Raw genomic sequence first — 22,692 nt, 5'->3', positions numbered from 1 at the left:
CAGTTGAAGACGCCGTTCGGCGCGCCGCCGGAGGCGGCGCCCTTGCCCACGGAATCGCGGCCGAAACTGCCGCCGAAGCGGCTGGCGCCGATGACACGCGCCGTTTCCAGGTCCGCCGCCAGGGCCTTGAGGCCGTGGTAGAGGCTCAGGGCATCCAGCGAGTAGCGCGCCTTCCAGGCGGCGAGGTCGGCGATCTTGCGGCGATCCAGGCCGTTGATCTGCAACAGGGCCTTGGCCGGGCCGTGCTTGGCGCGGGCGGCGGCGATGGCGGCCCGCAGCTTCTCCGGCTCGCTGTCGCTGACGTGCACCGGAGTCATGCCGCGCGACTTCAGCTCGGCCAGCAACAGCTTGGCCACGGGCAGCGCGCCGCCGAGCACGATGGCCAGGCCGGACAGCTTGACGCTGGCGGCCGGCAGCGGTGCCAGCCGCGACTTGATGACATAGCGTGGCGTGGCGGCCGCCGGGGCGGCCGCGGCGGCAGCCTGCAACTGCGGTGCAGCGGCGACGCTGGCCGCGACCGCGGCGGCCGCCGGGGCCTGCAGGCCGTCCAGCGCCCTGAGGATCGCGCTCAGCGTCTTGGCCTTGGTGTAGCGCTCCATGCCGGCCTGCATCTGCGCACCGAGTTCGGCGGGCAGGGCCTTCTGGAAGGCGCCGAGGATTTCCACGCGCTTGATCGAGTCGATGCCGAGGTCGGCCTCGAGGTCGGCCTCCATGCCGAGCATCTCCGGCGGATAGCCGGTGCGCTCGGCGACGATGCCGGTCAGCAACTCCACGAAGTTCTGAGTGCTGAGCGCTGAGTGCTGAGTGGCGGGAGCAGTGACCACTGTACCCAGCGCCGAGTCCTCAGCACTGAGCACGGGTGCCAGGCGGCGCAGTTCGGCAAGGATCGCCGACAGCGTCTTGGACTTGGTGAAGCGCTCCATGGCGGCCTGCATCTGCGCGCTGAGTTCAGCGGGCAGGGCCCTCTGGAACGCGCCGAGGATTTCCACGCGCTTGATCGAGTCGATGCCGAGGTCGGCTTCGAGGTCGGCTTCCATGCCGAGCATCTCCGGCGGATAGCCGGTGCGCTCGGCGACGATGGCGGTCAGCAACTCCACGAAATTCTGATTGCTGAGTGCTGAGTGCTGAGTGACGGAAGCAGTGACCACAGTACTCAGCGCGGGTGCCAGGCGGCGCAGTTCGGCGAGGATCGCCGACAGCGTCTTGGACTTGGTGAAGCGCTCCATCACCGACTGCATCTGCGAGCCGGCGGCGGCCGGCAGCGACTGCTGCAGGGCGCCGAGGATTTCCACGCGCTTGATCGAGTCGATGCCGAGGTCGGCTTCGAGATCGGCGTCCATGCCGAGCATCTCCACCGGGTAGCCGGTGCGCTCGGCGACGATCGCCAGCAGCGTCGCGGTGTAGTCGCTGGCCGCGGCGGCGGGCGCGGCGACGGCGACCGTCACGGTGGCGGTGGCGGTGGCGGTGGCGGGCGCGGCGGCCGGAACCAGGCGCTGCAGTTCGGCGAGGATCGCCGACAGCGTCTTGGACTTGGTGAAGCGCTCCATCACCGACTGCATCTGCGAGCCGGCGGCGGCCGGCAGCGACTGCTGCAGGGCGCCGAGGATCTCCACGCGCTTGATCGAGTCGATGCCGAGATCGGCTTCCAGGTCGGCGTCCATGCCGAGCATCTCCACCGGGTAGCCGGTGCGCTCGGCGACGATGGCCAGCAGCGCGGCGCTGTAGTCGATGGCCGGCGCGGCAGGGGCTGCAGCCCCTGCCTGTACAGCGACCGGTGCGGCGGCCTGCGCCGGCAGCAGCGGCTGCACTTCGGCCAGGATCGCGTTGAGGGTCTTGGACTTGGTGAAGCGCTCCATTACCGACTGCATCTGCGCGCCGGTGCTGCCGGGCAGCGCCTTCTGCAGGGCGCCGAGGATCTCCACGCGCTTGATCGAGTCGATGCCGAGATCGGCTTCCAGGTCCGCATCCATGCCGAGCATGTCGGTCGGATAGCCGGTGCGCTCGGCGACGATCGCCAGCAGTGCCTCGCGGGCGTCGAAGGCGGGCGCGGCGGCCTGCACGGCGGCCGGGGCGGGGGCGGCGACGGGCATCGCGCGCTGCACCGGCACCGCCGTTGGAGCGGCGGCAAGCGGCACCACCGGCGCCGGCACGGCGGGGGCGGGCATGACCGGCATCTGCGGCATGGCGACCGGCATCGTCGGCATCGCGCCGGGCGCGGCGCCGCCGAGGAACTGCTGCACCACGCGCTCCTGCAGGCTCAGGAACTGGCGCATGGTCTGCTGGTAGGCGACCAGGGCTTCGTTGCCCAGCGCCGGTGCGACCGGCATCTGCGGGGCACCGGCGACAGGCTGGTGGATCACGGTCGGAGCCGGGCGCGGCAGCGAGGCGACGAGCTTGTCGTGCTGCACCTTGCGCGCGGCCTCGGCGGAGGCCTGCGTCAGTGCCGGCTGGCTGCCGGTGCGCATCAGCGGATCGTCGATCGGTCGGGCACAGCCGCCGCTGAGCAGCCACATGTGCTTGGGCACGACGCGCGGCTTGGCCAGCTCGGTCAGCTGGTGGGTATCGAGCAGGGCGAGGTCGCGGTGGGCGAACAGGGCAGAGGGCTGCCACTTCACGCCGGCGGTGAACAGTTCGGACAGGCCCAGCAGCAGGCCGCGAAGGCCGCCGCCGTTGCCGTCGAGGGCGATGGCCTGCGCATCCTTGCCCGCCAGGGTCTGCCTGGCCATGTTGGAGCAGATGCCCTTGGGGCCCAGCTCCAGGAAGACGCGGCTGCCGGCGGCATGCATCGCCTCTACTTCGGACACGAACTCGACGCTGCTGAGCATGTGCTCGTCGAGCTGCGCCTGCATCGCGGTGGGCTTGGCCGGGTAGGGCTTGGCGGTCTGGTTGGAGAAGACGGCAAGCTGCGGAGCGGCGAACTTCGTCGCGTGGATCGCCGCCGACAGTGCGGCCTTGGCGCTGGCGACCAGCGGCGTGTGGAAAGCGCCCGACACCGGCAGCAGCGTCGCGCGCAGGCCGGCTTCGCCCAGCCTCTTCGCCGCGGCTTCGACCTGGGCCTTGGGGCCGGAGATCACGCACTGCTCGGGAGCGTTGTGGTTGGCGATGGTGACGCCGGCGAAACCGGCGATCTCCTTGGCCACCTTTTCGCGGCGGCCCTGCACGGCGGCCATGCCGCCGGGCTCCGAAGTACCGGAGGCCTCGGCCATGGCGCGGCCGCGCACGGCGGACAGGTGCAGGAACTCGGCTTCGGTGATGGTGCCGGCGGCCAGCAGCGCGGCGTATTCGCCATAGGAGTGGCCGGCCGCGGCGCTGGCTTCCAGGCCCAGGCGCTTGGCCAGGCGCAGGTAGCCCATGGCCAACGTGCCGATGGCCGGCTGCGCAACGCGTGTGTCGGTCAGCGCGCGGGCCTGCGCAGCCTCGGTGTCCTCGTCGAAGGCGGCGGGCGGCAGGATGATGCTGGACAGCGCCTGGGGCAGCGCCGCCTGCAGCTGGGCGTCGGCGAACTCCATCGCCTCGCGCAGTTCATCGACGAACAGCCCGACCTCGCGGCCCATGTTGACGTACTGCGCGCCTTGGCCCGGGAACAGGAATGCCAGCGGCGGCGAGGCGGCCGGCACGGCGGCGTTGTAGCGGATGCCCGGCGTCAGCGGCTTGCCCTCGCGCAGGTGCGCGATGGCGGCGTCGATGTCGCGCGACAGGCCGGCCAGGTCGCCGGCCACGATGGCCAGCGCGGTGCCGCCGCTGCGGGTTTCCGCCTGCCGCGCCAGCGTGAAGGCCAGCTCGGCCAGGCCGATGCGGCTGCCGGCGGCGAGCTTCGGGCGCAGGGCCTCGAGTTCGCTGGCCAGCGCACCGGGGTCGGCCGCGCGGAACAGGCACAGTTCCAGCGGCCAGCGCTGCGCGCCGGCGGCGCCGCCATGATGGCCGTACTCCTCGAGAACGGCGTGGAAGTTGGTGCCGCCGAAGCCGAAGGCCGAAGCCGCGGCGCGGCGCGGGTGCGCGGCATGCGCCACCCAGGGGCGCGGCTCCTTCAGCAGGTAGGCGGCGGAGTTCGGGTCGGCCAGCGTGTCGATCGGCTTCTCGACGCCGACATGGGCCGGCAGCACGCGATGGTGCAGGGCCAGCGCCACCTTGGCCAGGCCGGCGACGCCGGCGGCGGCCTTGGTGTGGCCCAGCAGGGTCTTGACCGAACCGAGCGCGACGGACCGCGGCTTCGCCTCCTCGGCGGCCAGGGCGCGGGTGATGGTCTGCGCCTCGGCGCGGTCGCCGACGGCGGTGCCGGTGCCATGGGCCTCGATCAGGCCCAGCGTGGCGGGCGAGAAGCCGGCCTTGGCGTAGGCGCGGTGCAGGGCGCGCACCTGGCCTTCGCTGCGCGGCGCGGTCAGGCCCAGGGCCTTGCCGTCCGACGAACCGGCGGTGGACTTGATGACGGCGTAGATGCGGTCGCCGTCGCGCTCGGCGTCGGCCAGGCGCTTGAGCACGGTGATGACCACGCCCTCGGAGATGGCGATGCCGTCGGCGTTCTCGTCGAAGGTCTTGGGCTTGCCGCTGGGCGACAGCGCCTGGGTCTTGGCGAAGGTGGTGAAGCCGTAGGCGGATTGCGTGGTGTCGAAGCCGCCGGCCAGCACCAGGGAACTGCGGCCGGATTCCAGCTCGTTCACGGCCATGCTGATCGCGGCCAGCGACGAGGCGCAGGCGGCATCCACCGTCAGGTTCACGCCGCCGAAGTCCATGCGGTTGGCCACGCGGCCCGCGGCGACATTGGGCAGCACGCCGGCGAAGGACTCCTCGGTCCATTCCGGCAGGCGTTCCCAGACGTCGTCGCTGAGGTTCTCGACGAAGCGCGGCAGCTCGGCGCGCACGCCGTACTGCAGGCCCAGCTCGCCCGCGCCGCCGCTGCTGCCGAGGATCACCGAGGTGCTTTCGCGGTCGAAGCCGCCCTTGGCGTAGCCGGCGTCGTCCAGCGCGCGGCTGGCGGCTTCAAGCGTCAGCAGCTGCATCGGGTCGATCGACTTCATCGAGCGCGGCGGGATGCCGAAGCGCGTCGGGTCGAAGTGGATCTCCTCGAGGAAGCCGCCCCAGCGCGAATAGATCTTGTCGCGGGTCTTGCGGTTCTCGTCGAAGAACAGCTTCCAGTCCCAGCGCGATTCCGGTGCCTCGCGGATCACGCTGACCTTGTGCAGCACGTTGTTCCAGTACTCCTGCGCGTCGTTCGCCTTGGGCAGCACCACGCCGATGCCGACGATGGCGACGTCGGAGGGTTTCTCGACCGGCTTGGCCACGGAGGGCGCGGGCGCGGCCTTCTCCAGCAGCACGTGCGAGCCCTGGCAGACGTCCTGGTGCAGGTCGGCGATGGAGACGGCGGCATCGCGCAGCGTGGCCACCTGCCCGATCATGTACATGCCGTCGGCCAGCTGCCGGTCCGCGGCCACGGCCACGACCTTGCCCGATTCGTCGCGGTTGACGCCCTTGGAAGCGACGCGCAGCCGGCCGAGATTGAGGTCCTCGAGGATGTCGCGGATCTCCTCCGCGCTCTTGCCCTCGCGGATCAGCTCGCGGCGCTGGTTGAAGAAGTCGTCTGCGAATTGCGTCGCCGCGCAGCGGGTGGAGTGGCCGGGGCCGGTCTCGAGGTTGCGCGTGCGCTCGCACCGCAGGGCCTGTTCCTGGAAGCCCTCGACCACGGCGCCGGAGCGCACGATCTCCTGGCTGAACAGGTAGGCCGTGCCCATCAGGGCTCCCACCTTCATGCCGCGCGCCGCCAGCGGCGCGGTCATGGCCGCGACCATGGCGCCGGAGCGGGCATCGTGGATGCCGCCGGCGAACAGGACGTGCACCTCCTTCTCCTCGCCCGGCTTCACCTGCTCCAGCAGGACGTCGATCATCTCCTCCCACAGCACGAAGCTGGCGAGGGGGCCGATGTGGCCGCCGCATTCGCGGCCTTCGAAGACGAAGCGGCGGGCGCCCTGCTCGAGGTACATCTTCAGCAGTGCCGGCGCCGGCGCATGGATGTAGGTCTTGATGCCGCGCTTCTCGAACTCCGCGGCCTGGTCCGGACGGCCGCCGGCGATCAGCGCGAACGGCGGCTTGCAGTTCCAGATCTCGGCGCATTGCTCCTCGCGCAGCGCATGCGGGATGAAACCCAGCATGCCGACGCCCCAGGGCAGGTCGCCGGCGAGGTCGCGGGTCTTCTCCAGCATTTCCTTGACCTGCGGGCCGCGCATCAGCGCCAGCGCCAGGAAGGGCAGGGCGCCGCCGCGGGCGACGTCCACGGCGAACTCGGGGCTGTCGGAGACGCGGGTCATCGGCCCCTGGGCCAGCGGGTAACGCGTGCCGTGCGACTCGGCCAGGGGGCCGCCGGCATCCAGGAAGCGCAGCTGCGCGGCCTGGTCGATGTGCTTGAGGCTGGAGCGGCGGATCGCCTGCGCCAGCTTGGCCACCGTGCGGTAGCGGTCGCGGAAGGTCGCGGCCAGGCCGATGCCCTGGCCCAGCGGGATCAACTGGCTGCCGTCGCCGGCCCAGCCGATCTGGCCGGTGATGCGCTCGCGCCACTGCTCCAGCGTGAGCAGAGCGCCCTCGACCTGCCGGTTGTCTTCCTCGGCCTGCTTCAGCGCCGGCGAACCCGGCCGGGCATAGACCCGGCAGGACTGGTCCACCAGCTCGCCGAACAGGCGCGTCTCGGCACCGTTGAGGCGGGCGAACTCGGCCTGCTGCTGCGGCGGCAGCGGCGACTCGGCCAGCAGAAGTAACTGATCGTCCAGTACTACGCCCGCGGCACCGGCGGCACGGCAGGCGGCGGCGGAATGCACGCCGATGCCTCCCTGCACGAACAGCGGCAGCTTGCTGCGCTCGGCCAGCTTCTGCAGCAGGATGTAGCTGGTGTACTCGCCGACCCAGCCGCCCGATTCGTGGCCGCGCACCACCAGGCCCTGGAAGCGGTTGCCCAGTTCCGGCAGCGCCGCGGCGTCGGAAATCTCGGCCAGCAGGCGGTCCTGCTTGCGCGCGCCGATGGCCTTGGCCAGGTGCGCCAGGCCGTTGGCGGGGCCGCCCAGGATCAGCGTCAGCGCGCGGTCGCCGGCGCGGGCCAGCAGGGCCTTGCCCAGCTCGGCCTGTGCCGCCGTCAGCCTCAGGCCGATGCGGCCGCGGGCACCCTCCTGCAGCAGGCGCTGGAACTGCGCCTGCGCGGCGGCCGCGTCGCCGCAGAATTCGAGGTTGAGCAGGCCGGTGCCGCTGGCGCGGGCCATCGCGGTTGCCAGTGCCGGGTTCGGCAGGCTGACGGGGCTCAGGCCCAGGATTTCAAAGGAGCTGGTCATGGCGGTTTCCCTGCCTTTCTGGATGAACGCGGCTTAGCGCTTCTTGCCTTCGAGAAAAGGTATTTCCATGACCTTTTCATGCACGATCGGGCCGTGGCCGAAGAAACCGCCTTCGCCGAAGCACTCGCCGTGGTCCGCGGTGATGATGAAATGCGTGCCGGCCGGAGCCTTCTCGATGAGGCCTTCCAGCACGGTATCGACGTACTCCACCGTCTTGATCTGCTGCTTGTGGAGCGACTTCATCTGCTCGTCGTCGAAGAACTTGTCCTCCGAGCCCGCGCCGAGGTTGTCGTCCATGTGCTTGAACACGCCGTGCACGCCCGAGATGTGCGGCAGGTCCTTGCCGTCCAGCATGTACGGGTAGTGGGTCTCGCCCAGGTTCAGGAAGTAGAACTGCGGCTCGTCGTCGTAGAAATCGATCTCGCGCACCATGCCGGCGAAATCGTTGTGGTTCGACATCAGCTTGTATTCGTCGAAGTGCTTGTTCATGTGCGAGGTCGGGTTCAGCACCGGCATCGACACCTTGGCGTTGGTGCGGTAGCCGTGCTGCTTCAGCACATTGGGCAGCGACAGCTGCGGCACGAAGGACTTGAACGACAGGCCGTCCACCCCCAGCCGGTCCACCCACTTGGAGAACTCCTTCTTGTAGACCTCCGAGGCGAACACCCCCTGCGGGTTGTCGTGCGGGGTCATGCCCATCAGGTAGGTGTAGTGGGACGGCGAGGTCCAGGAGGCGTAGGAGTAGCGCTTCAGACCTTCGCCGAAGTAGTCCATGTTCGGCGTGCGGGCCTGCTTGTAGCTGTCGAAACGGCAGCTGTCCATGACGATGAAGACGAGGTTGTTGCTCATTGGGGGTAGGGACGGCCCGGAATGTGAGGAACTGAAAAGGAAATGGCGGCTATGGCCGCTCTGCATGTACTGCAGGCGACTCTAGGCTTCGTATGCCGGTGGGGCTGTAAGAGGAACGAGACAACTGACGACCGGCATTGCCGACAGGAACGGCCGGAATGCCGGATTGCCGGCAGCCTTGTAAGCAAAGCCTGACAACCGAATCAGGCTCGACTGACCAAAATTGTCACTGCCTAACAAGTCCTGCCGCGCGTTCGGACGGCAAAAAGCAGAATTCCGGCGCGATACCGGGGTGATCCGGTCCAATACCGGCAAATTGCGGGGGGATTCCCGCAAGCCGGCCGAATCCCCGTGATCCCGCGACATTATGTTGTCATCGTGTCCGATAAAACGGACATCGTCGGTTATCGTCGCCGATAACAGCATGGTCCATATCCTCCGCCGCGCTTACAGCTATATAGTTATAGCCCAAAGTATTACAGGCTTTTACCCCAAGTTCATTGGTGCACTGCACCAATCAGGAGCCCCGGGATTTGCATCCCTGGCCACCTGACAGCAAGGCCCGGGCCAGGAGGGTGCCAGGGGTTTCCAGCCGGCGATTGGCCGCTCCGACAAACAAAAAAGCGCGCAGCGGCCGGGCCGCTGCGCGCTTTGGCGGGAAGGCCGGGTTCAGGCGGCGATCGCGCGTGCCGGCTGGCCGCGGGCGGCGGTGACCCCGCCCAGCGACATCAGCAGGCTGATGCGGGTGGCTTCTTCCGCCGAGGGTTCCCCGGTCAGCAGCTGGCGGTTGATCAGGGACAGCAGCAGGCCGACGATGCCCTGGGCCAGCGAGCTGCGGGTCTGCTCGTCCAGGCCCTGCGCGGTGGCCAGTTCCTCGGCGATGGCCTGTTCCAGGTAGCCGTAGTAGGCCATGACCAGGCGGTCGGCGTTCTCGCTGACGTCATGGCCGTGGCGGTACCAGGCCAGGAAGCCGTCGCGGTCCTGCAGGGACTGCTGCAGGATGAAGCCGAGCACGCTGCGCAGCGAACCGGCCAGTTCGCGGCTGCGGTCGGCCTTGAGGCGGACCTTGAGCGCCTGCAGGCCCTCTCGGACCGGCTCGAAGTGGCCCTTGAGTACCGTCAGCAGCGCCTCTTCCTTGTCGGTGAAGTGGACGTAGAAGGTGCCCACCGCCACGCCCGCCTCGCGGGTGACGTCGCTGACCTGCGTGCGGCCGTAGCCCACCGCGGCGAAGCACTTGGCGGAAGCCCGCATCAGTTGCGCGCGCGTTTCCTCCGGGGCGTGCTTGCGGCGCTTCTTGGTTTCGATCGGCTGCAGCATCGGTATTCCCCCTGCGGATTCGATATGACGAGTGAGTCAGTATACCAACTGGTCTCGCAAAAATGACTCGTTAGTCAGATTTTCCCAGTCCCTTCGATCCGCATCGGCGACATCTCTTCACCGCGCCGGAAAAACCTCTGAAAACGCCGGCCTCGAGGCTAGACTGCGGCACCTTCTCCGGAATTGCCTCATGCGAACCCCCGCCGTCCTGTCCGTGCTGCTGCTGTCCTGTCTTTGTTCCCCGGCCCAGGCGCAGTCGGCCTACCGCTGCAGCACCCCTTCGGGCACGGTCTTCCAAGACCGCCCCTGCAGCAGCGGCGCCTCGGTGCAGGTCCACAAGGCGGCACCGCGCTCCGGGTCCGCCCCGGCCCTGCCGGCGGAGCCCGCGCCGCTGACGCCTGAGCAGCTGGAGGGCCTGTCGCCGCAGCAGTTGCAGCTGCTGCTCCTGCAGCAGCAGAACCAGCAACGGAACCTCGAGCGGGAGCGCCTGGCGGATCAGGACGGCCTGTCGCCGGAGCCGCCGGCCAGGCCGCGGGCCAAGACCGGGCAGGAAAACATGCAGGAGTACCTGGATGCGCGCGACCGCCTCAGCCAGGAGCGCCGGGCGGAGCAGCGCGAGGCCCTGGCGGCGGAGGGCCAGCGCAGCGATACCAGCGGGGCCCTGTCCCGGATCGACAACCGGCTGCGCGAGTTGCGCATGCGGCGCGACAGCCTGGCCGCGACCCCGAAGGAGCGCAGCCGCGCGTCCTGGCAGGAGGAACGCCTGGTGCGCCTGCGGCCGCAGGTGGCGGCGGGGATTCCCGGGGCGCTGGAGGAGGCGGAGGCCTACCTGTACTGAGTCCCGGGCCGGAACCTCAGCCGGCCTGGTCCGTGCGCATCTTCTGCTGGGCCTTTTCCAGGCGGCGCTTGTAGAACTCGGCGAACAGCTTCAGGGCCGGGCCCGGCACCGCCGAGGTGGCCAGCAGGAAGCCGGTGGCCAGCGGGGTGGTGCGGCGTGCCGGACGGCGGGCGATGGCGTCCAGGATCCAGCCGGCGGCGTCCGCGACTTCCATCTGCGGCAGGTACTTGTAGACCTTGGTCGGCTCGGTCATCGCCGTCTTGACCAGGGGGTAGTTGATGGTGGTGGCGTCGATGCCGTGCTCGGCCAGTTCGATGCGCATGGAGCGGGTGAAGGCGTCCAGCGCCGCCTTGCTGGCCAGGTAGGCGGCGAAACGCGGCGTGCTCATCAGGGCCGCCACGCTGGAGACGTTCACGACATGGCCATGACCCTGCTGGCGGAAGCGCGGCAGCAGGTTCAGCGTCATCCGCACGGCGGCGAAGTAGTTGATCTGCATCGTCCGCTCGAAGTCGTGCATGCGCCCGACGGACTCGATCAGCGGGCGGCGGATCGAGCGCCCGGCGTTGTTGACCAGCACGTCGATGCGCTCGTGCTCGGCCAGCAGCTTCTCGCAGCAGGCGTCGACTGACTTCGGGTCCGCCAGGTCGGTGGGATAGATGTGCGCCTCGCCGCCCTCGGCCTGGATCTCGGCCTGCACGGCGCGGAGCTCCTCCTCGCGGCGGGCGATCAGGCAGACCACCGCGTCGCGCCGGGCCAGCTGGCGCGCGGCCTCGGCGCCGATGCCGCTGGAGGCGCCGGTGATGACGACGGTCTTGCCGATGAAGCTCTGGATGGGCGATGAAGCGGCGCTCATGGCTGCGAAAATCCTTCTGGTGACCCTGGAAACATAGTGCAGACCTGAACGTTCCGTCATGTCCCTGACGTCAACGGACCCTGTCTGCACGGCACTGTTCAATTCCGAATCTGACGCCAGTTTTCAGAAGCCGGCGGGCGGGGATTCTAAGGCCGGGATGTGACGGAGGGGTTGGTAGATTCATCCCGCGCGGTCCCCGGCCGTCAGGCCGGCCATCGCGGGCATGACGATCTGCGAGGATTCGCTACGGCAGGTGCGGCCGGGCGAGATACTCTTCCGACTGCATTTCCGTCAGCCGCGACTGCGTCCGCTGGAACTCGAACTTCAGCTTCTCGCCGGCGTAGAGCTCCGGCTGGGGGACCTCGGCGGCGATGATCAGCTTGACCGCCCGGTCGTAGAACTCGTCCACCAGGTTGATGAAGCGCCGGGCGGCATCCTCGTGGAAGACGGTCAGCTTCGGCACCCGCGACAGCAGCACGGCGTGGTGGGTGCGGGCCAGTTCGATGTAGTCGGCCGCGCCGCGCGGGCCTTCGCAGAGCGCCGCGAAGTCGAACCAGGCCACGCCGTCGGCCAGGCGCCGCGCGTGGATCGTGCGGCCGTGCACCTGCATATCGACATCCTTGCGGCACTTGTCCGGCGCCAGTTCGTCGAACCAGCACTTGAGGTTGGCCTCGGCGGCGGCGTCACAGGGGTGGTGGTAGATCTCGGCGTGGGTCAGCGTGCGCAGGCGGTAGTCGATGCCGCCGTCCACGTTGAGCACGCCGACGTGGCGCTTGAGCACGTCGATGAACGGCAGGAAGTTGGCTCGCTGCAGGCCGTTCTCGTAGAGCTTCTCCGGCGGGATGTTGCTGGTGGCCACCAGCGTCACGCCGGCCTCGAACAGCGACTCGAACAGGCGGCCCAGGATCATCGCGTCGGCGATGTCGGAGACGTAGAACTCGTCGAAGCACAGCACCCGCGCCTCTTCGGCGAACTCGGCCGCCACCAGCTTCAGCGGGTCCTGTTCATTGGGGTACTTCCTGCGGCGCTCGTGCACCTCGAGCATGAAGCGGTGGAAATGCGTGCGCCGCTTGCCGCTGAAGGGCAGCGAGTCGTAGAACGCGTCCATCAGGTAGGTCTTGCCGCGGCCCACGCCGCCCCAGAAGTACAGGCCCGGCACGGCCGTCCAGCGCTTCTTCGCCAGGCCGAAGCGCCGCTTCGGCGGGTGGGCCAGCAGGTTTTCGTAGACGCCCTGCAGGGCGTCCACGGCGCGGGCCTGCGAGGCGTCGCGGCTGAAGTCGGTGCGCTGCAGGTCGCGGTCGTAGCGCTGGCGGGGAGTGAGGGGTTTGGTCACGGCAAGCTACCTGCGCTGGATGTCGAACAGGTCCGCCAGGTGGGGATTCAGGAACAGGCCGCGCGGGTCCATCTCCTGGCGCAGCTGCCGGAAGTCGTCGAAGCGCGGATACAGGCTCCGCAGTTCGTGCGCGGTCTTGTCATGCTGCTTGCCCCAGTGCGGGCGGCCGTCGTTGCGGTCGAAGATGTCGGTGACCGCGGCGAAGTAGTCCTCGTAGGGCATGCCGCGGTACATGTGCACGGCGACATAGGCCGATTCACGCTGGTAGCTGGGCGACAGCCACAGCGAGTCGGCCTTGACGAAGCTGACGTGCAGCGGGAAATGCACGCGGAAGCGCAGCGCGCTGATCAGGCGGTCGATCTGGCGGATCGCCATCGGCAGGCGGTCCAGGGGAATGCTGTACTCGGTCTGGTGGTAGCGCAGCAGGCGCCGCGTGGCCAGGCCCTGGTGGGCGTCGCGCACGCTCTGCGACACCGGGACGCGCTGGGCGGCGAAGCGGCTGATGCGCTCGCTCAGGGCCGGCAGGCGCCGCGCGGTTTCCGACAGCGCCCACATCAGCCCGTTCTCCAGCGCCAGGTCGCTGGCCAGCTTGGCCGGCTGCCAGAGGTTGGCCGGGCGGCGCGTGCTGTCCATGCACTTGATCTGGGCGATCTCGCTGTAGGGAAACCAGAAGAACTCGAAGCTGCGGTAGCCGTGCAGGTACTCGTCGAGCCGTACCAGGGTTTCCTCGAGCGGTGCGCGGAAGCTCTGGCAATGCAGGCGATAGGCATCCACGCATTGCAGTTCGACATGCGTGATCACGCCCAGGGCCCCCAGCGACAGCGCGGCGGCATCCAGCAGTTCTGCGCCGGTGTCGCGCGTCAGGGTCTTGACCGTGCCGTCGGCCACCACCAGCTTCAGGCCGGTGACCTGGCTGGACAGGCTGCCGAAGGACAGGCCCGAGCCATGGGTGCCGGTGCTGATGGCGCCGGCCACGGTCTGCTCGTCGATGTCGCCGAGGCTTTCCAGCGCCAGGCCGCGCTCGAACAGCAGCGTGCCCAGCTCCCGCAGCGTGGTCCCGGCGCGGACCCAGACGCGGCGGCGCTCGAGGTCGGCGGCCTCGATGCCGGTGAAGTCGTCCAGCGACATCTGGTTCTCGTCGCTGTAGCACAGCGGCGAGAAGGAGTGGCCACTGCCGACCACGCGCAGGCGTTCGCCTTCCTCGGCGCAGCGCAGGACCTCGGACTGGATTTCCTCGATGCCGAGTGGACGGCTGCGGTGGTGCGGCTCGCAGCTCACGGTGCCGGACCAGTTCTGCCAGCGGTAGGTTCGTTTCAGCGCCATCGGTTCGGGGGGGAGGCGAGGGCCGCCGCGCGGGGCGCGTGCGGGGCGCAAGGATAGCGGATCACCGTTCAGTCCGCTGGTTCGGCGGTGGCTTCGGCCGGCGCGCGGTCCGGTTCGCCGCAGAGCCGCAGGACCACGGCGCGGGCGCTGTCGCGCAGCTGCTGGGCGGCGTGGGCGGAGCCGTCCGGGTGGAGGGCGGCCTCCAGCTCGACCGTCACCGGGCTCCAGCGCGGCAGCCGGTTGCCGCCGCCGTAGAGGCGGCGGGTGCCGCGCACGCCGGCCGGCACCACCGGAGCGCCGGCGCGGGCAGCGATCATGAAGGCGCCGTTCTTGAAGGGCAGCAGTCCGGGGCCGGCCTTGAAGGTGCCCTCGGGAAAGATCACGAAGCTCTCGCCTTCGCTCATGCGGCGGATCAGGGTGCGGGTCAGGGCGGCGGCGCTGCGGGCGTTGCCGCGGTCCACGAATTCCACGCCCATGCGCTTCAGGGTCCAGCCGGCCAGCGGCCAGCCGGCGGCACCGTCCTGCACCATGAAGGTGAAGCGACGCGGCAGGGCGGCAGTGAGCACCAGGCCGTCGAGGTAGCTGGCATGGTTGCAGACCACCAGGGCCGGCGTGGCCGGCAGGTGCCGGCGGCCGCGCACGAACAGCGGCACGCCGATGCTGCCCAGCAGCAGGCGCACGCCCAGGCGCCCCACTTCGCGCCTCAAGGCGGCGCCGGGGGTGGCGATCACGGTGATGCAGACCAGCGGCAGCACCAGCATGAAGACCGCGAAGGCCAGCGGCGCGTATACCAGGTCGAAGAGTCGTCGGAGCATGGGCGGCTATTATAGGTGGGTGAACGACGCCGACTTCGAACGGGGTCTCGCCGAGGCGCCCGGCTTCGAGGACGAGGCCGCCATTGCCCGCTTCCTCGACCGCCTGTGGCTGGAGCGGGGACTGTCCCAGAATACCCAGGCCAGCTACCGCTCGGACCTGGCCCTGTTCGCGCGCTGGCTGCAGCCGCGCGGCGGCTCGCTGCCAGCCGCCGGCGAGGCGGACATCAAGCAGTACCTGGCGGCGCGCCGGCTCAAGGCACGCTCGCAAGCGCGGCTGCTGTCGGCGCTGCGTCAGTTCTACCGCCACCTGCATGCCGACCGGCAGCGGCCCGACGACCCCACCGCCCGGCTGGAATCGCCCAAGCTGGGCCTGCGCCTGCCCAAGACCCTGGGCGAGGCGGATGTCGAGAAGCTGCTGGAGGCGCCGGACGTGGAAACGGAACTGGGCCTGCGCGACCGGGCCATGCTGGAGCTGATGTACGCCAGCGGCCTGCGCGTGTCCGAGCTGGTGCAGCTGCCGCTGCCGCGCCTGGACCTGCGCCAGGGCGTGGTGCAGGTGCTGGGCAAGGGTGGCAAGGAGCGGCTGGTGCCGATGGGCGAACCAGCGGTGGAGTGGGTGGGCCGCTATATCGACGGGGCCCGGAAGACCCTGCAGGAGGGCCAGGCCAGCGACTGGCTGTTCATCACCCGCCGCGGCGGGCCGATGACGCGGCAGAACTTCTGGATGCTGATCAAGCGCTACGCGCAGCAGGCCGGCATCCAGGCGACCCTGTCGCCCCATGGCCTGCGCCACGCCTTCGCCACCCACCTGCTGGAACACGGCGCGGACCTGCGCATCCTGCAGTCCCTGCTGGGCCATGCGGACCTGTCCACCACGCAGATCTATACCCATGTGGCCAAGGCGCGACTGCGCGAGCTGCACCGCCGGCACCACCCCCGCGGCTGATCCGGCTCCGGGCCGTGGTTGAACGCCGCCGGTCGGTCTTTGTCATAATGCCCGCCACCCCGCTGTCCGGATCCTCCATGAAACACCTGCTTTCCCTCGTCGCCAGCGCCCTGGTTCTCGGCGCCTGCACCGCCTGCGCCCAGGACACCCAGATCGAGCGCGTCCAGAAGGCCCTGGCGCAATACATCCCCGAGATCAAGAAGGAAGATATCCGCGAGACCAGCGCGCCGGGCCTCTACGAGGTCCAGGCCGGCCCGATCTACGCCTACGTCACCGCCGACGGCAAGTTCCTGGTGCAGGGCGACCTGATGAACATCGAGACCGGCGAGGAGATCACCGAGAACCGCCGCCGCGAGTTCCGCCTGACGCGCCTGGCCTCCCTGGGGCCGGACAGCACGATCGAGTTCGCGCCGGCCAAGCCGCGCCACGTCGTCACCGTGTTCACCGACATCGACTGCGGCTACTGCCGCAAGCTGCACTCGGAAATCAACGAGTACAACGATGCCGGCATCACGATCCGCTACGTGTTCTACCCGCGCGCCGGGCTGGGCTCGGATTCCTACCGCAAGGCCGAGGCCGTCTGGTGCTCGGCCGACCGCAAGACGGCGCTGACCAACGCCAAGGCCGGTGCGCCGATGAACGGCGATCGCCACGATTGCCCGAACCCCGTGGCGCGCGACTGGCAGCTGGGCCAGGAACTGGGCCTGCGCGGCACGCCGATGATGGTGCTGCCCGACGGCGAGGTGGTGAACGGCTACGTGCCGGCGCAGCAGCTGGCGATGCGCCTGGACAATCCGCCTCGGCATGACGGCCTGACGAACTGATCCGGCCGGATCGGATGAAAGGGCCCGCATTCGCGGGCTTTTTCGTTTGCGCGCCACAGGCATACTTCGGCCACCCATGACCGCTCCCGGCCCCGACCATCCGGACGCCCTGCCGCGCCTCGACGCGGCGGCGCTGTTCGCGCGCATGCTGCAGGCCCCGGGGCCGGCGCTGGTCTGCGTCAGCAGCCGCCTGGCGCAGCACCTGTTCGAGGCGCATGCGCGCGCGGCGCAGGCCCAGGGCCTCTCGGCCTGGGAAACGCCGGCCATCCTGACGCTGGAGGCCTTCCTGCAGTCCGCGGCCGAGGCGGTGCGGCTGGACCTGCGCCGCGACGGGACGCCGCTGCCGGCGCCCCTGCGCCCGCAGCAGCGGCGGTTGCTGTGGCGCCTGACCATCGACGAGACCCGCCAGGAGCAGCCGCTGCTGCGCGAGGCCGAGGCGGCGCAACTGGCGGCGGAGGCCTGGGACCTGGTCCACGAGTACGACCTGCCGCTGCCCCTGCCTGCGACGACGCCGGACGTGGAGCGCTTCAACCACTGGGCGCTGCAGTACCGCAAGCGCTGCCAGGCCCTGGGCCGCGTCGATGCGCAGGGCTGGCGGGCCGCCCTGCTGCGCGCCATCGCGGAGCGGCGCGTGCCGGTGCCGGCCGAGCTGGTGCTGGCGGGCTTCCATGAGCACACGCCCTCGCTGCGCCGGCTGGTCGCGGCGCTGCGGGCCGCGGGCAGCGTGGTGTCCGAGCTGCAGCCGCCGCAGCGCGAGGCGGCGGTGCGGCTGGTGGCCGCTGCCGACGCCGAGCAGGAGCTGCGCGCCGCTGCGGCCTGGGCCGCGACGCGCCTGCGCGAACAGCCGCTGCAGCGCATCGGCGTGATCGTGCCGGACATCGGCAGCCGCCGCGGCGCCGTGCAGCGCCTGTTCGACGAGCAGCTCTGCCCGCAGGCGGACGCGGTGGATGCGCACAGCCTGGCGCGTCCCTACAACCTGACGCTGGGCGAGCCGCTGGCGGCCACGGCGCTGCCGCAGACGGCGCTGCGCCTGCTGCGCTGGCTGCACGAGCCCTTGCCCTACGCCGATGCCACGGCGCTGCTGTGCTCGCCGGCCTGGGGCGGCGGCGAGGACGAGCGCCTGCAGCGCGCCGCGGTCGATGCGCGACTGCGGCGTGAGGGGCATACGGAGGTCAGCCTGGAGTCGCTGCGCCATCATGCGCGCTCCGAAGCCCTGCGCGCCCGCTGCGAGGCGCTGATGGCGCAGCGCCAGCCGCAGCGCCGGGCGCTGGCGGGGGAGTGGGTGGAGATCATCGGCGGCGTGCTGCAGGCCGCGGGCTGGCCGGGAGCCCGCCCGCTCGACAGCGAGGAGTACCAGGCCCACCAGGCCTGGGGAGGCTGCCTGGCCGAACTGGGCCGCCTGGAGCCGCTGCTGGGCCGGGTTCCCTGGTCGGCCGCCGTCGCGCAGCTGCGCGAGATCGCCGAGCAGACGCTGTTCCAGCCGCAGTCCCTGGCTACGGGCGTGCAGGTGATGGGCGCGCTGGAGGCCGAGGGCCTGGAGTTCGACGCGCTGTGGATCGCGGGCTTCGACGATGAACACTGGCCGGCCGCGGTACGGCCGCATCCCTTCATTCCCTACCCGCTGCAGCGCGAGCGCGGCCTGCCCCATGCCTCCGCGGCGCAGGAGCTGGATTACGCGCGGCGCCTGACGGCGCGGTGGCTGGCGGCGGCGCCGGAGGTGGTGATGTCCTGGCCGCGCCAGGAACAGGACCGTCCCCTGTCGCCCAGCCCGCTGCTGGCGCCCTGGCTGGCGCAGGCCGGGATGCTGCCGCCACAGGCCCTGCCGCGCGCCTGGCAGGCGCAGCCGCGGCAGGCGCTGGAATCGCTGCTGGATGCCCAGGCGCCGCCGCTGCCGCAGGACGGCCGCGTGCAGGGCGGCGTGCGCCTGGTCGGCGACCAGGCGCTGTGCCCCTTCCGCGGCTTCGCCACCCATCGCCTCGGCGCGCAGCGCCTGGAGGTGCCGCGGCCGGGCATCAGTGCCGCCGACCGCGGCAACCTCGTGCACCGCGTGCTCGAGGCCCTGTGGCGCGAACTGCGTGACCAGCGCGGCCTGCTGGATCTGGCCCCGGCGCAACTGGAGGAACGGATCGGCGCGGCGGTGGATGCCGCGCTGACGCGCCTGCTGCGCGAGGCCCCGCAGCGCCTCCGCCCGGGCATGCGCCGCCTGGAGGACGTGCGCCTGCGGCGCCTGGTGGCAGCCTGGCTGGAACAGGAGAAGCTGCGCCTGCCGTTCCGCGTGATCGAGCTCGAGGGCCGGCCGCCGGAGATGGAGCAGGGCGATGACAGCGAGGTCGATTTCGAGGGACTGCGCCTGCGCCTGCGGCGCGACCGGGTGGACGAGCTGCAGGATGGCGGGCGGCTGGTGCTGGACTACAAGAGCGGCGGGCGGCGCAAGGCGCCCTGGATGGACGACCGCCCCGAGGAGCCGCAGCTGCTGATCTATGCGCTCACCGGCGGCGGCGTGCAGGCCATCGCCTATGGCCGGCTGGTGGCCGGCGCCGTCGGCTTCGAGGGCATCGCCGCCGCCGCGGAGATCGCTCCCGGCATTGCCGCATGGGACAGCGTGAAGCAGACCGCCGATGCACAGGGCTGGAGCGCGCTGCTGGGCCGCTGGCGCGGCCAGCTGCATACGGTGGCCGGCGAGGTGCGCGAGGGCTGGGCGGCGGTGCTGCCCAAGCATCCGCGCCAGACCTGCCGCGACTGCGACCTGCACGCGCTGTGCCGCGTGCGCGAGAGCGTGGCGGAAGTGGCGGAGGACGACCCATAGTGGATATCGCCGACCGCCAGGAGCGCGAGCGCGCGCTCGACCCCGAGGCCAGCTTCATCGTCCAGGCGCCTGCCGGCTCGGGCAAGACCGAGCTGCTGACGCAGCGCGTGCTGGCGCTGCTGGCCGGCGTCGCCGAGCCCGAGGAGGTGGTGGCGATCACCTTCACGCGCAAGGCGGCGGCGGAGATGCGCCACCGCGTGTTCGCCGCCGTGCAGCAGGCCCAGGCCGGCGGCGAGCCGGCCGACGAGCATCGCCGGCAGACCTGGCGCCTGGCCCGCGCGGCGCTGGCGCGCTCCCAGGAGCGCGGCTGGGGCCTGCAGGACAACCCGCAGCGCCTGCGCATCCTGACCATCGACGCGCTCTGCGCGCAGGTCACGCAGCAGGCGCCGCTGACGGCCGGCTTCGGCGGACGGGTGCAGGTGGCGGAGCATCCGCAGCTGGCCTATCGCGAGGCGGCGCGCGCCACCCTCGAGCTGATCGAGAGCTCGCCGGCGCTGGCGGCGCCGGTGGCGCGGGTGCTGGCGCACTTCGACAACCGCACGGCACTGCTGGAGGCGCAGCTGGTGCTGCTGCTGGGGCGCCGCGACCAGTGGATCGCCTACACGCTGGCCGACGACCGTGCCGAGCGCACGCGCGCGGTGCTGGAGTCGGCGCTGGCGGAATTCGTCGCCGGCAGCCTGGCGGAGGTGGAGGCCCTGCTGCCGCGGCCGCTGCGCGTCGCCTGGCTGGACTCGGCGGCCTATGCCTCGTCGAATCTCTACGCCGCGCAGCCGGAGCTGGCCCTGCACGCGCTGCGCGACGGCCAGTGGCCACGCTGCGACGCGGGGGGGCTGGCGTCCTGGCAGGTGCTGGCGGACCTGGTGCTGAAGCGCGACGGCGACTGGCGCAGGGTGGTCAATGCCACCAACGGCTTTCCCGCCGGCAAGAGCAAGGCAGAGAAGGCGGAGCGCGATCCGCCGCGCCAGGCGCACCTGGACCTGATCGCCGCGCTGTCGGAGATTCCCGGCCTGCGCGAACGCCTGTCGCAGCTTCGGATGCTGCCGCCGCCGGCCTACAGCGATGCGCAGTGGGAAATCCTGCAAGCGCTGCTCGACACGCTGCGGCTGGCCGCCGCGCAGCTGCGCCTGGTGTTCATGGCGCGCGGCGAGGTCGATTTCACCGAGGTGGCGAGCCAGGCCGTGGCCGCCCTGGGCGGGGCCGATGGACCGAGCGACCTGGCGCTGCGCATGGACTACCGCATCCGCCACCTGCTGGTCGACGAGTTCCAGGACACTTCGGCGCTGCAGTGGCAGCTGCTGGCGCGGCTCACCGCCGGCTGGCAGGCCGGCGACGGCCGCACGCTGTTCGTGGTGGGCGACCCCATGCAGAGCATCTACCGCTTCCGCAACGCCGACGTCGGCCTGTTCATGGATGCGCGCAACGAGGGCATCGGCAACCTGCGGCTCGAGGCACTGCAGCTGTGCTGCAATTTCCGCTCCGAGGCCGGCGTGGTGGATTGGGTCAACCAGGCTTTCGCCCGGGTGCTGCCGGCGCAGGAGGACCGCGAGCGCGGCGCGGCGCGGCATGCGCTGGCGGTGGCGACGCGGCCGGCGGCGACGCAGCCGGCGGTGGCGGTCCACGCACTGGGTGATACGCAGCCCGGGGCGGAGGCGGGGCGGGTGGTGGAACTGGTGCGCTCCGCGCAGGCCGCCGATCCCGGCGCCAGCATCGCCGTGCTGGTACGCAGCCGCGGCCACCTGGAGGCGATCGCGCCGGCCTTGCGCGAGGCCGGCCTGGCCTACCGCGCGGTGGACATCGAGGGCCTGGCGACGCGTCCGGCGATCGAGGACCTGCGCAGCCTGACGCGTGCGCTGCTGCATCCGGCGGATCGCGTTGCCTGGCTGGCGCTGCTGCGGTCGCCCTGCTGCGGCCTGACGCTGGCCGACCTGCTGCCGCTGGCCGAGGGATTGCATCCGGACTCGCCGCTGCTGACGGGCCTGCGCGATCCGGCACGCCTGGCGCGCCTGTCCCCCGACGGCCGCCAGCGGCTGGCGCGTTGCATGGCGGTGCTGGAAGCGGCGCTGGCGCAGCAGGGGCGCAAGCCGTTGCGCCGCTGGATCGAGGGCGCCTGGCTGGCGCTGGGCGGGCCGGCCTGTGCCAGCCAGGCGCGCGACCTGGCCGACGCGCAGGTGTTCTTCGCGCGGCTGGACGATCTGGCACGCGGGCCCGAACTGCCCGACCTGGAGGCACTGGACCTGGCGCTGTCGGAGCTGAAGGCCAGCGCCGATGCCGAGGCCGGCGAAACCCTGAGCCTGATGACCATCCACAAGTCCAAGGGCCTGGAGTTCGACGTGGTGATCGTGCCTGGGCTGGGCCGGGGCACGCGCAGCGACACCCGTCCTCTGGTGGCCTGGGCCACGCGCCGCGGCCGCGACGGCGGCGAGCGCCTGCTGCTGGCGCCGCTGCATGCCAGCGGCGACGAGGAAGACCCGATCTTCGAATTCGTGCTCGGCCTGCAGGCCGAGAAGCAGCTGCACGAGGACGCGCGCCTGCTGTACGTGGCGGCTACGCGCGCGCGCCGCTCGCTGCACCTGGTCGGAGCACTGGAAGCCGGCGAGGACGACAAGGCGCCGCAGCCGCCGGGCCGCAGCCTGCTGGCGCGGCTGTGGCCGGCGGTGGCGCAGGACTTCGCCGCGCCCATCGCCGCGGATGCCGCGCCGCAGGCCGAGGCGGCGCGGCGTCCGCCGCCGATGCATCGCCTTGCGGCCGGCTGGCAGGCGCCGCCGCTGCCGCCGGGGCCGGAACTGCCCGCCGCCGCGGCAGCATCGGATCCGATTCCCTTCGACTGGGCCGGCGAGGCGGCGCGGGCGGTCGGCGTGGCCTATCACCGCTGGATGCAGCAGATTGCGCGAGAGGGGCTGGAGCGCTGGGACGCGGAGCGGGTTGCCGCCCTGGATGAGGCACTGGACGAGATGCTGTCGGCCGAGGGCGTTCCCGCGGCGCGCTGCGAAGCGGCGCGCCAGCGCGTGCAGCTGGCGCTGACGGCGACGCTGCAGGACCCGCGCGGCCGCTGGCTGCTGCAGGCGCATGCGCAGGCGCGCAGCGAGTGGGAGCTGACCGCGCTGGTCGAGGGCCAGCCGCGCCGCCTCAAGCTGGACCGCAGCTTCGTCGATGGCGATGGCCAGCGCTGGGTCGTGGACTTCAAGACCAGCATGCACGAAGGCGGCCGGGCCGAGGCCTTCCTCGCCGCCGAGCTGGAGCGCTATCGCGGCCAGCTCGAAGGCTATCGCAGCGCGCTGCGCGGCTTGGAGGGTGGCAGGGCGCGCCTGGCATTGTACCTGCCGCTGCTGGCGGATCCGGCGCATCGCTGGATCGAGTTGCCGTGATCTGTCGCGATCTGCGCCGATCTTTCCGCCTGCGCGCCGATCGCTGCCCTGGATGATGGCAAGTCCGTGACGGCACGGGCGGCGGCGACACATTTTCCCCTCGCGCGCAACCTTGT

The 22,692-nt window shown here is 71.0% G+C and carries 12 protein-coding genes and 1 pseudogene; 5 read left to right on the top strand and 8 right to left on the bottom strand.

Features of this window, described 5'->3' with window-relative positions; all coding sequences use genetic code 11:
- Positions 1-629 precede the first annotated feature (629 nt).
- From C3942_RS23035 to C3942_RS02295, 4 genes and pseudogenes are all read right to left on the bottom strand, one after another.
- Positions 630-6,143 (bottom strand): annotated as a pseudogene (locus C3942_RS23035) (beta-ketoacyl synthase N-terminal-like domain-containing protein); the annotation flags it as partial.
- A 1,197-nt stretch (positions 6,144-7,340) separates the two neighbouring features.
- Positions 7,341-8,156 carry a sulfatase-like hydrolase/transferase gene (locus tag C3942_RS02300; RefSeq protein WP_104228712.1) on the bottom strand — a complete coding sequence of 272 codons (816 nt, stop codon included), beginning with the start codon at positions 8,154-8,156 and terminating at the stop codon, positions 7,341-7,343.
- An 81-nt stretch (positions 8,157-8,237) separates the two neighbouring features.
- Positions 8,238-8,582, bottom strand: coding sequence for a hypothetical protein (locus tag C3942_RS21950; protein ID WP_133164215.1), 345 nt, complete (start codon positions 8,580-8,582; stop codon positions 8,238-8,240).
- 243 nt (positions 8,583-8,825) lie between these two features.
- A complete protein-coding gene (locus C3942_RS02295; protein WP_104228711.1) occupies positions 8,826-9,473 on the bottom strand; it encodes a TetR/AcrR family transcriptional regulator in 648 nt (215 codons plus the stop codon).
- Between the two features lie 190 nt (positions 9,474-9,663).
- On the opposite strand from C3942_RS02295, the gene C3942_RS02290 reads away from it, so the two are divergent.
- Complete coding sequence (locus C3942_RS02290) at positions 9,664-10,311, top strand: hypothetical protein (RefSeq protein ID WP_104228710.1); 648 nt, start codon at positions 9,664-9,666, stop codon at positions 10,309-10,311.
- A gap of 16 nt (positions 10,312-10,327) precedes the next feature.
- On the opposite strand, the gene C3942_RS02285 is transcribed toward C3942_RS02290, so the two are convergent.
- The 4 genes from C3942_RS02285 to C3942_RS02270 all read right to left on the bottom strand — a co-directional run bounded on the left by C3942_RS02285 (position 10,328) and on the right by C3942_RS02270 (position 14,635).
- Positions 10,328-11,164, bottom strand: coding sequence for an SDR family NAD(P)-dependent oxidoreductase (locus C3942_RS02285; RefSeq protein ID WP_165797283.1), 837 nt, complete (start codon positions 11,162-11,164; stop codon positions 10,328-10,330).
- A gap of 244 nt (positions 11,165-11,408) precedes the next feature.
- Positions 11,409-12,497, bottom strand: coding sequence for a cell division protein ZapE (gene zapE / locus C3942_RS02280; RefSeq protein ID WP_104228708.1), 1,089 nt, complete (start codon positions 12,495-12,497; stop codon positions 11,409-11,411).
- A gap of 6 nt (positions 12,498-12,503) precedes the next feature.
- A complete protein-coding gene (locus C3942_RS02275; RefSeq protein WP_104228707.1) occupies positions 12,504-13,820 on the bottom strand; it encodes a D-arabinono-1,4-lactone oxidase in 1,317 nt (438 codons plus the stop codon).
- A gap of 68 nt (positions 13,821-13,888) precedes the next feature.
- A complete protein-coding gene (locus C3942_RS02270) occupies positions 13,889-14,635 on the bottom strand; it encodes a lysophospholipid acyltransferase family protein (RefSeq protein WP_104228706.1) in 747 nt (248 codons plus the stop codon).
- 19 nt (positions 14,636-14,654) lie between these two features.
- On the opposite strand from C3942_RS02270, the gene xerD reads away from it, so the two are divergent.
- From xerD to C3942_RS02250, 4 genes are all read left to right on the top strand, one after another.
- Positions 14,655-15,581: a site-specific tyrosine recombinase XerD gene (xerD, locus tag C3942_RS02265; RefSeq protein ID WP_279330906.1), complete on the top strand. Its 927-nt coding sequence runs from the start codon at positions 14,655-14,657 to the stop codon at positions 15,579-15,581.
- A gap of 77 nt (positions 15,582-15,658) precedes the next feature.
- Complete coding sequence (locus C3942_RS02260) at positions 15,659-16,405, top strand: DsbC family protein (protein WP_165797282.1); 747 nt, start codon at positions 15,659-15,661, stop codon at positions 16,403-16,405.
- Positions 16,406-16,481: 76 nt separating this feature from the next.
- The gene (locus C3942_RS22515) at positions 16,482-19,211 is read left to right on the top strand and encodes a PD-(D/E)XK nuclease family protein (RefSeq protein WP_104228703.1); all 2,730 of its coding nucleotides are present in this window, start codon (positions 16,482-16,484) and stop codon (positions 19,209-19,211) included.
- Complete coding sequence (locus C3942_RS02250; RefSeq protein WP_207765942.1) at positions 19,211-22,576, top strand: UvrD-helicase domain-containing protein; 3,366 nt, start codon at positions 19,211-19,213, stop codon at positions 22,574-22,576. The genes C3942_RS22515 and C3942_RS02250 overlap by 1 nt, the downstream gene beginning before the upstream one ends.
- Positions 22,577-22,692: the final 116 nt, after the last annotated feature.

The organism is Solimonas fluminis, from assembly GCF_002930645.1.
Taxonomy (GTDB): domain Bacteria; phylum Pseudomonadota; class Gammaproteobacteria; order Nevskiales; family Nevskiaceae; genus Solimonas_A; species Solimonas_A fluminis.
Note: the sequence above shows the minus strand (reverse complement) of the source record. Positions and strands in the feature narration are given on the sequence as shown.